General features: G+C 72.6%; 7 protein-coding genes and 1 pseudogene. 5 read left to right on the forward strand and 3 right to left on the reverse strand.

Annotated features, from left to right (window positions below; genetic code table 11):
• The 3 genes and pseudogenes from EUS26_RS17415 to EUS26_RS15395 form a co-directional block, all read left to right on the forward strand.
• A pseudogene (locus EUS26_RS17415) lies at nucleotides 1–247 on the forward strand (hypothetical protein); the annotation flags it as partial.
• A 24-nt stretch (nucleotides 248–271) separates the two neighbouring features.
• Nucleotides 272–1,558 carry a cupin domain-containing protein gene (locus EUS26_RS15390; RefSeq protein ID WP_130014717.1) on the forward strand — a complete coding sequence of 429 codons (1,287 nt, stop codon included), beginning with the start codon at nucleotides 272–274 and terminating at the stop codon, nucleotides 1,556–1,558.
• Complete coding sequence (locus EUS26_RS15395) at nucleotides 1,555–2,586, forward strand: sucrase ferredoxin (RefSeq protein WP_130014718.1); 1,032 nt, start codon at nucleotides 1,555–1,557, stop codon at nucleotides 2,584–2,586. Before EUS26_RS15390 ends, EUS26_RS15395 begins: the two co-directional genes overlap by 4 nt.
• Here EUS26_RS15395 and EUS26_RS15400 read toward each other — a convergent pair.
• A complete protein-coding gene (locus tag EUS26_RS15400; protein ID WP_130014719.1) occupies nucleotides 2,583–4,061 on the reverse strand; it encodes a bifunctional folylpolyglutamate synthase/dihydrofolate synthase in 1,479 nt (492 codons plus the stop codon). The two genes, EUS26_RS15395 and EUS26_RS15400, sit on opposite strands and share 4 nt — an antisense overlap.
• On the reverse strand, nucleotides 4,058–7,426 hold the full coding sequence (gene ileS / locus EUS26_RS15405; protein ID WP_130014720.1) for an isoleucine--tRNA ligase: 3,369 nt from the start codon (nucleotides 7,424–7,426) through the stop codon (nucleotides 4,058–4,060). Before ileS ends, EUS26_RS15400 begins: the two co-directional genes overlap by 4 nt.
• Before the next feature lie 538 nt (nucleotides 7,427–7,964).
• On the opposite strand from ileS, the gene EUS26_RS15410 reads away from it, so the two are divergent.
• On the forward strand, nucleotides 7,965–8,894 hold the full coding sequence (locus tag EUS26_RS15410) for a hypothetical protein (protein WP_130014721.1): 930 nt from the start codon (nucleotides 7,965–7,967) through the stop codon (nucleotides 8,892–8,894).
• A gap of 169 nt (nucleotides 8,895–9,063) precedes the next feature.
• On the opposite strand, the gene EUS26_RS15415 is transcribed toward EUS26_RS15410, so the two are convergent.
• Nucleotides 9,064–10,719: an alanine/glycine:cation symporter family protein gene (locus EUS26_RS15415; protein ID WP_130014722.1), complete on the reverse strand. Its 1,656-nt coding sequence runs from the start codon at nucleotides 10,717–10,719 to the stop codon at nucleotides 9,064–9,066.
• Nucleotides 10,720–10,898: 179 nt separating this feature from the next.
• Here EUS26_RS15415 and valS point away from each other — a divergent pair, with 179 nt between their 5' ends.
• Nucleotides 10,899–13,595 carry a valine--tRNA ligase gene (valS, locus tag EUS26_RS15420; protein WP_130014723.1) on the forward strand — a complete coding sequence of 899 codons (2,697 nt, stop codon included), beginning with the start codon at nucleotides 10,899–10,901 and terminating at the stop codon, nucleotides 13,593–13,595.
• The last annotated feature ends 4 nt before the right edge of the window (nucleotides 13,596–13,599 follow it).

The raw sequence follows: 13,599 nt of genomic DNA on the forward strand, positions 1-13,599 counted from the left end.
TGCTGACATGGCCGACCTGATGCAGCTGCTGACGACCAACCCGCTCGCCAAGCAGCTCGGCGTGCCGCAGGCGACCCGCCTGCGCCGCGGCCGCGAGCTGCCCTCCGGCCCGGTGGCCGTGGGCGCCCCGGGGGCCGCTCCCCCCCCCCGCCGGCCAGCAGCCCGTCCCAGCCGGCCACCCCGTCGCCCTCCCGCTCCCCGCGCACCGCCCCGCTACCGCCGACGGGCACGCCGGCCCGGGCGGTGACGGCGGAGCCGACGGTCCCGCCGAGTGACGGACGCACGACCGCAGGTGGTGAGGGCCGGGCGACCGGCCCTCACCCGGCTCCTGGGCACGCTGGCCCCGGACGCCTTCGCCCGTGACCACTGGGGGCATACCCTCCACCTCGCCGACGTCGAGGACCGCGGCGGCGACGAGTTCACCGACCTCTTCTCCCTCGACGCCGTCGACGAGCTGGTCTCCGACCGCGCCCTGCGCACGCCGTTCCTCCGGGTGGCCAAGGACGGCTCGACCCTGCCGGAGAGCACCTTCACCTCCTCCGGCGGCACCGGTGCGGGCATGCCCGACCAGGCCGACGACAGCAGGCTGCTGCGGCTCTTCGCCGACGGGTCGACCATCGTCCTGCAGGGCCTGCACCGCACGTGGTCGCCGATCCGCGCCTTCGCCGCGGACCTGGCCGACGACCTGGGCAGCCCGGTGCAGGTCAACGCCTACGTGACTCCGGCCGCCAACCAGGGCTTCGACGACCACTACGACGTGCACGACGTCTTCGTGCTGCAGGTCTCCGGCACCAAGCGGTGGGCGCTGCGCCAGCCGGTGCTGCCGCAGCCGCTGCGCTCCCAGCCGTGGACCGACCGCCGCGAGGAGGTCGCGGCCGCGGCCCGGGAGCCCGCCTACCTCGAGACCACGCTGCGCCCCGGCGACTGCCTCTACCTCCCCCGCGGCTGGATCCACTCCGCGCGGGCGATGGGCGAGGTGAGCACGCACCTGACGATCGGGGTGCACGCCTGGACGCGCCACCACGTCGCGCGGGCCGCCCTCGACCTCGTGGGCGCCGGTCTCGGCGACGAGTCCGACGTGCGGCAGAGCCTGCCTCTAGGGGTCGACCTCTCCTCCCCCGACGGCTGGGGCGCGGACGTCGAGCAGGTCAGGTCCACGCTGCTGAGGCGGTTGCGCGACCTGCCCGCCGAGGAGCTCGCGGCCGTGCTGCACGAGGACCAGCGACGCAGCGCCCGGCCGGCGCCGGTCCGCCCCCTCGCCCAGGCCGCCGCGGCCGAGCAGCTGGGCGCGGATGACGCCGTCGTGCTGCGCGGGCACCTCGCCGCCACCCTGCGGGAGCACGGTGACCGGGTCGGCGTGGTGTCCCGGGTCGCCGAGTTCACCCTGCCGGCGAGCTACCGCCCCGCCCTCGAGCGCCTGCTGCAGGCCGACCCGGTCGTGGTCCGGGACCTCGGCGGACTCGCCGGCCTGGACGAGGCCGGTGCCGTCGACCTCGCGCGCGGGCTGCTGCGCCGCGGTGTGGCCTGCCTGCCCGAGCAGTCCCCCGGGCCCGGATGACCGAGACCTTCCGCTGCTCGGACGCCGCGCGTGAGCGCGGTGACCCGGTGCTGGGCACCGCCCCGCCGCAGGCCCGGCTGCTGCTCGTCGAGGTGCCGGGAGGCTGGCCGCCGGACGCCGTGGCCGCGCTGCCGCGGGGCGTCCGCGACGACCTCGTGCGGGTGATGACCGCCGCCTCCGCCCGGTTGCTGCTCGTCAAGCGGCCAGGTGGTCAGCACCGCCCGGAGGGCCCGTGGGCCTGGTATGCGGTGGACCCCGCCGCGCGGCGCGGCCACCGCGTCGTGGGCGGGGCCTGGGCCTCCGGCGAGGAGCTGCTCGCCGCGGCCGCTCGGGGCCTGGGCGGCGTGGCTGACGAGGACGCTGCCCCGGCCACGGCCCTGGGCGCCGGTGCCCGCGCCGTCGACCCGCACCACGACCCCGTCGAGGCGCAGGCCCACCCCGCCGCGGACGACGAGCAGCTGCTGCTCGTGTGCACCCACGGCCGCAAGGACGTGTGCTGCGCCGTCCGCGGTCGGCCGGTCGCTGCCGCACTGGGCACGGCCTGGCCCGACGAGGTGTGGGAGTGCTCGCACACCGGCGGCGACCGGTTCGCCGCCAACCTCCTCGTGCTGCCGGACGGCGCCTGCTACGGCGGGCTCGACGAGACCACGGCGCACCGGGTCGTGAGGGAGCACCGGGAGGGGGCACCCGCCGTGGCCCACCTGCGCGGCCGCATCGGCCAGGACCGGCTGGTCCAGGCCGCCGTGGTCGCCGCGCTGGGGCGCTGGCCGGTGCCCTGGGAGGCGGTGCGCCCGGTCGGCGCACCCGAGCAGCTGCCCCTGGCAGGCGGTGCGGGCGACGTCGTGGCGCGGTGGCGCACCCGGGTGGAGGTGCGCGGCCACGGCGTCTGGTGGGCGACGGGGGTCGAGCGCCTGGCCCCCGCCCAGCGGCTCACCTGCCGCGCGGCGCAGGCCGGCTCGGTCCGGGTGCCGGAGGTCGTCGACTGGACCGAGACGGCAACCGGCGACGCGGTCGGGCGTCGACCCTAGCCGGTCCGCAGCCCCAGCAGCTCGCGCACCTCGGCGGCCGTCGTCACCGAGCCGGTGGCGATCACGGCACCGCCGACCCCGCCGTCGTCGGCCAGGCCGGCGGCCACGTCGAGGGCGTCGGGCAGGTCGTTGACCACCGTGACCCGGTCCTCGCCGAAGAACTCGGCCACGAGCTCGCCGAGGCGGTGCGGCCGGATCGCCCGCGGCGAGGTGGTCCGCGAGACCACGACGTGGTCGAGCACCGGTTCCAGCGCCTGGATCATCGGCTCGGCGTCCTTGTCCTCCAGGACCGCGAGCAGCCCGACGAGCCGGGTGAAGGTGAAGGACTCGCGCAGCGCCTCGACCAGGGCCTGCACCCCGGCCGGGTTGTGCGCGGCGTCGACGAGGACGGTCGGCGAGCGGCGGACGATCTCCAGCCGCCCGGGCGAGGAGACGTCGGCCAGACCGCCGCGCAGGACCTCGTCGGTGAGCGGCTGCTCGCCTCCCCCGACGAAGGCCTCGACCGCGGCGACCGCGAGGGCGGCGTTGTGCGCCTGGTGCCCGCCGAAGAGCGGCAGGAAGAGGCCGTCGTAGTCGCCGGCCAGGCCGCGCACCGACACCTGCTGGCCACCGACGGCGATCTCCCGGGCCAGCACCCCGAAGTTCACCCCCTCGGCCTTGAGCTCGGCCCCGACCTCCTCGGCGCGCTCGGTGAGGACGTCCATGACCTCCGGCTCCTGGACCCCCACGACGGCGATGGCTCCGGGCTTGATGATCCCGGCCTTCTCCGTCGCGATCTCCTCGAGGGTGTTCCCGAGCAGGCGGGTGTGGTCCAGCGCCACCGGGGTGAGCACGGCCACGTCGCCGTCGGCGACGGAGGTGGCGTCCCACACCCCGCCGAGCCCGACCTCCACCACGGCGACGTCGACCGGGGTGTCGGCGAACGCGGCATACGCCACGCAGACGAGCACCTCGAAGTAGGTCATCCGCACCTGGCGGGCCGGGTCGTCGTCGGCGGCGGACTCCACGTCCACCATCTCGACGAACGGCAGCACCTCGTCGTAGGCGGCGAGGAAGGCCTCGACGGAGACCGGCTCGCCGTCGGTGCTGATCCGCTCGCGCATGTCGTGCAGGTGCGGGCTGGTGAACCTGCCGGTCCGCAGGCCCATCTCCCGCAAGACCCGCTCGACCATCCGGGCGGTCGAGGTCTTGCCGTTGGTGCCGGTGAGGTGGATCATCCGGAAGGTGCGCTGGGGGTCGCCCATGAGCTCCATGACCCGCGCCACCCGGTGCAGGCTGGGCTCGGGCATGTGCTCCGGCGTGCGGGCCAGGATGTCCTCGGTCACCTGGGCGTAGCGCGCGAGGTCGGCCGGGTCGGTCGCCGCGGCCCCGTCCCCGCCGCGCAGGGCGGGCGCCTCGTCGCTCGGGACGGCACCACCCGGGTCGAGCGGCAGCTCGGTGCTGCCGTCCTCGCCCTCGAAGAAGTTGTCGCTCATCGTCCGGCCTCCTCACGTCGGCTGATCAGGAGCTGCACGGTATGCCCGCCACCCAGGTCGGCGGTGCTGGCGTGGGCGCCGTTCCGGGCCGGGGGCAGGGACTGCCCGGCACCGGCGGCACCGAACTGGACGGCCAGCGTCTCACCCATGACGAGCTGCTGGTGGGCCATGGCGGCGTCCCAGACCTCGTCGTCGCCCACGACGGTGAGGCTGATCCGGTCGCTGATGTCGAGACCGGCGTCCTTGCGGGCGCCTTGGACGGCGCGTACCAGGTCACGCGCCAGGCCCTCCTGGGCCAGCTCCGGGGTCACGTCGGTGTCCAGCACGACGAAGCCGCCACCCCGTCCGCCGAGCGTCGCCGTCGCCGCCGACGCCGCGTCGTCGGCGGACCCGCCCACGACCGTCTCCAGGGTGAACTCCCCCTCGACCAAGACGATCCCGCCGCTGGTCACCGTGCCGTCGTCGGCGACCGACCAGTCGCCGCTCTTGGACCCCTTGATCGCGGCCTGCACCTGCTTGCCGAGCCGGGGCCCGGCGGCCCGGGCGTTGACGGTGAGCCGCCGCTCGACCTGCAGGTCAGCCAGCGCGTCCGGGTCGTCGGCGTCCAGCACGGTCAGCTGCCGGACGTTGACCTCCTCCATGATCACGTCGGTGACCATCTGCGCCCTGGCCCGGTTGCCCGGGGGCATCAGGGTCTCCCCGTCCTTGAGGACCACGGTGAGCCGGGGCAGCGGCAGCCGCACGCGCAGGCCCTGCGCCTTGCGCAGGCCCAGGGCGGTCGAGCAGACCTCCCGCACGGTGTCCATGGCGGCGACCAGCTCCGGGTCCTCCGGCAGGTCGCCGGCCTCCGGCCAGTCGGTGAGGTGCACCGACTCGCCGCCGGTCAGCCCACGCCATACCTCCTCGGTGAGGAGCGGGAGCAGCGGGGCGGCGACGCGGCAGGTGATCTCGAGCACGGTGTAGAGCGTGTCGAAGGCCTCCTGGTCCTCGGCCCAGAAGCGGTCCCGGGAGCGCCGGATGTACCAGTTGGTGAGGACGTCGACGAAGTCGCGGATGACCTCGGCGGCGACCGCGATCTCGTTGCCGTCGTAGGCGCCCTGGGCCGCCTCGACGAACTCCCGGGTCTTGGCCAGCACGTAGCGGTCGAGCTGGTGCTCCGAGCCGGTCGACCAGCGCGCCTCGTAGCCCGCGGCATTGGCGTAGAGCCCGAAGAAGTACCACGCGTTCCACAGCGGGATCATCGTCTGCCGCACGCCGTCGCGGATCCCCTGCTCGGTGACGACGAGGTTGCCGCCGCGCAGGATCGGCGAAGACATGAGGAACCAGCGCATCGCGTCGGCGCCGTCGCGGTCGAAGACCTCGCGGACGTCGGGGTAGTTCTTGAGCGACTTGGACATCTTCTGCCCGTCGCTGCCGAGCACGATGCCGTGCGAGAGGCACGTCGAGAACGCCGGCCGGTCGAAGAGCGCGGTGGCCAGGATGTGCAGGGTGTAGAACCAGCCGCGGGTCTGCCCGATGTACTCGACGATGAAGTCGGCCGGGAAGTGCTCCTCGAACCACTGCTCGTTCTCGAACGGGTAGTGCACTTGGGCGTAGCTCATCGACCCGGAGTCGAACCACACGTCGAGGACGTCCTCGACCCGGCGCATGGTGCTCGCCCCGGTCGGGTCGTCGGGGTTGGGCCGGGTCAGCTCGTCGACGAACGGCCGGTGCAGGTCGACGTGGCCGTCGCGGTCGCGCGGGAGCGTGCCGAAGTCGGCCTCGATCTCCTCGAGGCTGCCGTAGACGTCGATGCGGGGGTAGGCCGGGTCGTCACTGCGCCACACCGGGATCGGGCTGCCCCAGAAGCGGTTGCGGGAGATCGACCAGTCGCGGGCGTTCTCCAGCCAGCGGCCGAACTGCCCGTGCTTGATGTGCTCGGGCACCCAGGTGATGTCCTCGTTGGTGCGCAGCATGTCGTCCTTGAACGCCGTGACCTCGACGAACCAGGAGGAGACCGCCTTGTAGATGAGCGGCTGCTTGCAGCGCCAGCAGTGCGGGTAGGAGTGGGCGTAGGACTCGCGGCGCAGCAGGACCGTGCCGGCGGTGACCGAGCCGGTGTCGTGCTGCTCCCCGCCGAGCTGGTTGCGGGTGGCGGCCTTGAGGTGGTCCATGATCGGCGCGTTGGCGTCGAAGACGAGCATCCCGGCGTACTCCTCCACCGGGGCGGTGAAGGCGCCGTCCGGGCCGACCGGCATGACCGGCTCGATGCCCTCGCGGTCGGTGACCACCTTGTCGTCCTCACCGAAGGCGCCCGCGGTGTGGACCAGGCCGGTGCCGTCGGTGGTCGTGACGAACTCCGCGACGACCAGCCGGTGGGCGCGCTCCCAGCCCTGGTAGTAGGAGAACGGCGGCACGTAGGAGCGCCCGGTCAGCTGGGCGCCGGTGTAGGTGCCGAGCACCTCCGGGTCCTCGCCGAGCTCGTGGGCGTAGGCCGAGAGCCTCTCCTTCGCGACGAGGTAGCGCTCACCGCCGCCGACCTGGGCGTCCTCGCCGGTGGCGCCGGGCAGCGAGGCCCGCACCACGACATACTCGATGTCCTCGCCGACCATGATCGCGAGGTTGGCCGGGAGGGTCCACGGCGTGGTGGTCCACACCAGCGCGAGCGCGCCGTCCAGGACCTCGTCGGGGGTCGCGCCGGGCAGCAGCCGCGCCCCGACGGTGACCGCCGGGTCCTGGCGCACCTGGTAGACCTCGTCGTCCATCCGCAGCTCATGGTTGGACAGCGGGGTCTGGTCGTTCCAGCAGTAGGGCAGCACGCGGAAGCCCTCGTAGACCAGGCCCTTGTCGTAGAGCCGCTTGAACGCCCACAGCACCGACTCCATGTAGTCGACGTTGAGCGTCTTGTAGTCGCCCTCGAAGTCGACCCAGCGGGCCTGGCGGGTGACGTAGTCCTGCCACTCGTCGGTGTACTTCAGCACCGACTCGCGGCACTTGGCGTTGAACGCCTCGATGCCGATGCCGAGGATCTCGTCCTTGGTCTTGATGCCGAGCTGGTCCATCGCCTCGAGCTCGGCGGGGAGCCCGTGGGTGTCCCAGCCGAAGCGCCGCTCGACCCGCTTGCCGCGCATGGTCTGGTAGCGCGGCACGACGTCCTTGACGTAGCCGGTGAGCAGGTGCCCGTAGTGCGGCAGGCCGTTGGCGAAGGGCGGTCCGTCGTAGAAGACGTACTCGTTGGCGCCGCTCTCGCCGGCGTCACGCTGCTCGACGCTCCGGGCGAAGGTGCCGTGCTCGCGCCAGTAGGCCAGCACGGCCTGCTCGATCTCCGGGAAGCGCGGGGAGGGGGTGAGCGCGTCGGCGGAGGTGCTGGACTGGGGGTAGGCCATGGGTGGGCGGCTCCTGGGGTGTGGCGGGCGGTCTCGCGTGCGGTCGTCTCGTGTCGTGCTCGGGCTGTGCCACGAGGACGACGCTGCCGGGGTATGACGCCCGGTCGGCACCGCGGTACCACCTCGCTTGCCCGCCGCTCACCCCCGGCCCCGGTCGGGCCTGCTGGCGCGGCGTGCCGCTTCGTTCCGGCTGTGACGGGCCTGCCCCGTGCGGGTCTAGTGGGCTCACCGTCGGCGTACGGTGGCCGTTCTTCCGCAGGCTCGCCGCTGATGACGGCTCGGTCGCCTGTGCCCACCATGCTAGCGCCTCGGCGCACGGGCGAGGCCCCCTTGCGCCGCGGTGCGGGCGACGGCGCCGCCTGGCCCGCTGACCGGCTGCAGCGTTCACGTGAACGTCGGAGCCGACGTCACGACCACGACGACCGGCCGTGGCGTTCACGTGAACGTTGGAGCCGCCGGGGCCGGTCGCGGCGCAGCGTTCGGCCAACCCTGTGGACAACTTCTGCGGCCGGCGGGCGATCTCCGCCAGCCTGGCGGCATGTCGCTGGACCTCACCCGACCGTTCCTCCGCCAGGACGGCTTGCGAGCGGGCCTCACGAAGCACGAGCTGGACGGGCCGCGGTTCCACACCGTCTTCGGGAGCGTCCGGCTCGCCTCTGACATCCCGCTCACCCCGGAGGTCCTCGGCCGGTGCGCCTCGCTCCTGGTGCCGCGGTGTGCTGCCAGCCACCATACCGCCGCTGAGGTGTGGGGAGGGGCGGTGCCCCCGACGGGATGGACCCACGTCAGTGTCGCCCGCGCCGAGGACCGGCGGGCCAGGGTGGGCCTCCGGTGCCACGTCAACCCCTCCGCCGTCGTCCGCACTCGGGCTGGGCTGCGGCTGACCACGCCCGCCCAGACCGTGTTGGACCTGTCCCGCGAGCTGCAGCTGGTCGACCTCACGGTGCTGGCTGACTCCCTCCTGCATCGGCGGGTCCTGACGTCGGCCGAGCTCGAGCAGCGGCTGGACGCCTGCCAGGGCGGGCTCCCACGGGTCGCGTCCGCCGCGCGGACCCTCGTCCGACCGGGGGCGGAGTCGCCGATGGAGACCCGGGCCCGGCTCCTGCTCGTCCTGGCCGGCCTGCCGGAGCCTGTGCTCCAGCACGAGGTCGGGGACCTCCGGCATCGATTCCGCCTGGACCTCGCCTACCCCGAGCACAGGGTAGCCGTCGAGTACGACGGTCGTCAGCACGCGGAGGACGCTCGGCAGTGGGGCCACGACCTGGGCCGGCGGGAGTGGTTGGACGGTCGAGGATGGCGGTTGGTCGTGCTCCGCTCGGGCGACGTCTACGGCACTCCCTGGGCGACCGCGCTCCGTGTCGCCGGGGTGCTCGCTGCGCGTGGTCTCGTCACGGGCCTGCCCGCGCACCCACCGGCCACCTTCGCCGGCCACTTCCCGGAGCAGCCGTGGCGCGCGGCCCGTCCGTGAACCCGCCATCGCCCCCATCAGCGGCCCTGGCGTTCACGTGAACGCCAGGGCCGCTCCCGTCCGGTGTTTCACCGGCTGCAGCGTTCACGTGAACGCTGCAGCCGGCGCTGGGCACGGCCGAGGGCCGGGAGCGTGTGCTCCCGGCCCTCGGTGATGCTGCGGTATGCCGTCAGTGGCGGTCGCGCGGGGTGGTGGCCCCGCCCGCGCCGAACCCGTCGTCGTCGGGGTCGGCCAGACGGTTCGCGCCGGACTCCTCGCGCACCTGGTTGGCCTCGGCGAGGTCGCGCACGGACATCTCCTTGTCGGCGTCCAGCTTGCCGAGCTCGGCGAGCTTGCCGCTCTTGCGGTCGGCGAGGTACTCGTTCATCTCCTTCTTGATGACCGGCAGCAGGAAGTAGACGCCGAGCAGGTTGACGAACGCGCAGACGAACAGGAAGTTGTCCGCGAACGCCAGCACCTGGCCGAAGTTGAGGATGCAGCCCGCCACCGTGAAGACGAGGAAGACGACCCGGTAGATGAGCGTCGAGGTCCGGGTGTCCCCGAACAGGTAGTTCCACGCCCGCTGGCCGTAGTACGACCAGGTGATGAGGGTGGAGATCGCGAACAGCGCGACAGCGACCGCCAGGACCGTCGGGAACCACGAGATGTTCTCGGCGAAGGCGTCGGAGGTGACGACCACACCGCCGCCGTAGTCGTAACTGTCGTCCGCGAAGACCTGCTCACGGGTCTCGTTGTAGAAGGTTGTGTCGGCGATGACGATGGTCAGCGCGGTCATGGTGCAGACGACGACGGTGTCGATGAACGGCTCGAACATCGCGACGAAGCCCTCGGACACCGGGCGGCGGGTCTTGACGGTCGAGTGCGCGATCGGCGCCGAGCCCAGCCCGGCCTCGTTGGAGAAGGCCGAGCGGGTCAGGCCGACGACGAGGGCACCGATGAACCCACCGGTGACGCCCTCGGCGGTGAACGCGCCGGTGAGGATGTCACCGATGGCACCGGGGATGTGCGGGATGTTCGTCAGGATGACGACGATGCAGGCGAGCACGTAGATGCCGCCCATGAGCGGGACCAGGGTCGAGGTCACCCGGCCGATGGACTTCATCCCGCCGATGATGACCGCGCCGATGAGGCCCGCGAGGACGAGACCGAAGATGAGCCCGGCGGAGGTGGAGGCCAGGAAGCTGTTCTCGCCACCGGTGACCTCGACGGCCTGCGAGTAGGTCTGGTTGGCCTGGAACATGTTGCCGCCGCCGACGCCGAAGAACAGGATCGCGAGGGCGAAGAGGCCGGTGAGGCCCACGGAGAGGAACTTGGGGAACTTGCTGAACGCCACGGGGAGGTACTTGAACGGGCCGCCGGACACGGTGCCGTCGGCGCGGATCTCGCGGTACTTCACACCGAGCGTGCACTCGGCGAACTTGGTCGCCATGCCGAAGAGGCCGGCCAGGATCATCCAGAAGGTCGCCCCCGGGCCACCCAGGGTGACGGCGACGCCGACGCCGGCGATGTTGCCCAGGCCCACGGTGCCCGAGACGGCGGAGGTCAGCGCCTGGTAGTGCGGGATCTCACCCGGGTCGTCCGGCGAGGAGTACTTGCCCCGCAGCGTGTCCCACGCCACCTTGATGCCGCGGAACTGGATGAACCCGAAGTAGATCGAGATGATGATGGCCGCGGCGAGCAGCCACATCACGACGAAGGGCATCGGGATGCCGGGAATCTCGAAGAAGATGATGTCACCGGAGATCCGGGTGACCGTCTCGAAGCTGGAGTCGACGGTGGACTCGAGGTTCTGGACCCATTGCGGGTCGTCGACCGCCTCGGCCATGGACAGGGGAATTGTTCGCAACATGCGTCACACTGTTTGCCAGATCAGGTGATTGGTCAACGACATACCCTGATCGTGACCAAAACGTGATGCAGGCCCGGAACACCAGGCACACGCTTCTCGTTGAGGCCTCTCCTGCCCCGTCGGTCGCGACGCCGCGGTCTGTGACAATGACGGGTATGACGCACCCCCACCAGATCGCTCCCCCGCGCCCGGCGCAGCTGCCCGAGCGTCCGTCCGTCGACGGCCTCGAGGAGAAGTGGGTCGCGGTATGGAAGGACACCGACGTCTACGCCTTCGACCGGGACGCCGCGCTGGCCGGCCCGCGCGAGCAGGTCTTCGCCGTGGACACCCCGCCGCCGACCGCGTCGGGCACGCTGCACCTCGGTCACGTCTTCGGCTACACCCAGGCCGACTGCCTGGCGCGCTACCACCGGATGACCGGCAAGCACGTGTTCTACCCCATCGGCTGGGACGACAACGGGCTGCCGACCGAGAAGCGGGTGCAGAACTACTACGGGGTGCGCGGCGACGCGACCCTGCCCTACGACCCCGACTTCACCCCGCCGCAGCGCGGCGGTGACGGCAAGAGCCTCAAGGCCGCCGACCAGGTGCCCGTGGGCCGCTCCACCTTCATCGAGCTCTGCGAGGAGCTCACGGTCATCGACGAGCAGGCCTTCGAGGACGTCTTCCGCCGTCTCGGCCTGGCCATCGACTGGAACGTGCAGTACCGCACCATCGGCGACCGCTCCCGCGCCGTCGCGCAGCAGGCGTTCCTGCGCAACCTGGCTCGTGGCGAGGCATACCAGGCGGAGGCGCCCGGGCTCTGGGACATCACCTTCCAGACCGCGGTCGCGCAGGCCGAGCTGGAGGCCCGCGACTACCCCGGCGCCTACCACCGCGTCGCCTACCACCGCGCCGACGGCGACCCGGTGCACATCGAGACGACCCGCCCGGAGCTCATCCCCGCCGTGGTCGCGCTCGTCGCCCACCCCGACGACGAGCGGTATGCCGACCTCTTCGGCTCGACGGTCACCTCGCCGCTGTTCGGCGTCGAGGTGCCCGTGCTCGCGCACCCGCTCGCGGAGATGGACAAGGGCGCCGGCATCGCGATGTGCTGCACCTTCGGCGACATGACCGACGTGCAGTGGTGGCGCGAGCTGCAGCTCCCCACCCGGTCGGTCATCACGCGTTCCGGACGGCTGCGGGAGCAGAGCCCGGACTGGGTCGCCGGCGGCCCCGGCGAGCAGCTCTGGACCGAGCGGCTCGCCGGCCGGACCGTGCACGCCGCGCGCGAGGCCGTGGTCGAGGCGCTGCGGGAGTCCGGGGACCTGGACGGCGAGCCGACGAGGACCCAGCGCAAGGCCAACTTCTACGAGCGCGGCGAGAAACCGCTGGAGATCGTCACCAGCCGCCAGTGGTTCATCCGCAACGGCGGCCGCGAGGACGGCGCCCCCGGGCTGCGCGAGGCGCTCATCGCCCGCGGCGAGGAGGTCGACTTCCACCCCGGGTTCATGCGCAGCCGCTACCGCAACTGGGTCGAGGGTCTCAACGGCGACTGGCTCATCAGCCGGCAGCGCTTCTTCGGCGTGCCGTTCCCCGTCTGGTACGCCCTGGACGCGGCCGGCGAGGTCGACCACGACACCGTCCTCGTGCCGGACGAGGGCCGGTTGCCGATCGACCCGGTGAGCGACGTGCCGGAGGGCTACACCGAGGACCAGCGCGACCAGCCCGGCGGCTTCACCGCCGACACCGACGTCATGGACACCTGGGCCACCTCCTCGCTGTCCCCGCAGATCGCGGCCGGGTGGCCGACGCGGGGCGGCGACGGCGAGGGTTCGGACGCCGAGCTCTTCGAGGCGATCTTCCCCTTCGACATGCGGCCGCAGGGGCACGACATCATCCGCACCTGGCTGTTCGCGACCATGGTCCGCGCGCACCACGAGCACGGCACCGTGCCGTGGACCGATGCCTACCTCAACGGCTGGATCCTCGACCCGGACCGCAAGAAGATGTCCAAGTCCAAGGGCAACGCCGTCACCCCGCTGGACATGCTGCAGGCCAGCGGCACCGACGCGGTGCGCTACTGGGCGGCCGCGGCGCGGCCCGGCGTCGACACGGTCGACGACCCCAACCAGATCAAGGTCGGGCGTCGCCTGGCGATCAAGCTGCTCAACGCCAGCTCCTTCGTCCTCGGCTTCGGCGAGCTGCCGCAGGGCGCCTCCGAGGCCGAGCTCGTCACCGAGCCGCTGGACCTGGCGATGCTGGCCGGGCTGGCCGAGGTCGTGCGCCGGGCCACCCAGGCCTACGAGGCCTGGGACTACTCCACCGCCCTCGACGTCACCGAGTCGTTCTTCTGGACCTTCTGCGACGACTACCTCGAGCTGGTCAAGGAGCGCGCCTACGGCGGGGAGTTCTCCGCCGACGGCCCGACCGCGGACCCCGCGCCCGCCACGCTGTCCGCCCGCGCGGCGCTGCGGCTGGCCCTGTCGGTGCAGCTGCGCCTGCTGGCACCGGTGATCTCGTTCGCGACCGAGGAGGTGTGGTCGTGGTGGCACGAGGAGGGCAGCTCCGTGCACACCCAGCCGTGGCCCGTCGTCGAGGAGCTGGCCGTGGCGCAGGGAGCCGACGCCGCGCTGCTCGGCACGGTCGGGCAGGCGCTGGCCGGCCTGCGCCGGGCCAAGTCGGAGGCCAAGGTCAAGATGCGCACCCCGATCTCGGCGGCGACGGTGGCCGGCCCGGCCGCCGAGCTGGAGCGGGTCCGCGCCGCCCTCGGCGACCTGGGTGCCGCGGGCAAGGTGACCGGCGAGCTGGCCTTCGCCGAGGCCGAGCAGTTCGGCGTGCGCGACGTCGCCCTGGTGGAGGCCCCGGCTTAGGGTG

Origin of the sequence: Serinicoccus sediminis, from assembly GCF_004153545.1 — a bacterium.
In the GTDB taxonomy this organism is placed as follows: Bacteria; Actinomycetota; Actinomycetes; order Actinomycetales; family Dermatophilaceae; genus Ornithinicoccus; species Ornithinicoccus sediminis_A.

What these genes read in the sequence shown, in the direction of transcription:
- EUS26_RS15395 (WP_130014718.1), top strand. Translation starts at nt 1,555, where the DNA reads ATGACCGAGACCTTCCGCTGCTCGGACGCCGCGCGTGAGCGCGGTGAC.
- EUS26_RS15400 (WP_130014719.1), bottom strand. Translation starts at nt 4,061, where the DNA reads ATGAGCGACAACTTCTTCGAGGGCGAGGACGGCAGCACCGAGCTGCCG.
- ileS (WP_130014720.1), bottom strand. Translation starts at nt 7,426, where the DNA reads ATGGCCTACCCCCAGTCCAGCACCTCCGCCGACGCGCTCACCCCCTCC.
- EUS26_RS15410 (WP_130014721.1), top strand. Translation starts at nt 7,965, where the DNA reads ATGTCGCTGGACCTCACCCGACCGTTCCTCCGCCAGGACGGCTTGCGA.
- EUS26_RS15415 (WP_130014722.1), bottom strand. Translation starts at nt 10,719, where the DNA reads ATGGCCGAGGCGGTCGACGACCCGCAATGGGTCCAGAACCTCGAGTCC.
- valS (WP_130014723.1), top strand. Translation starts at nt 10,899, where the DNA reads ATGACGCACCCCCACCAGATCGCTCCCCCGCGCCCGGCGCAGCTGCCC.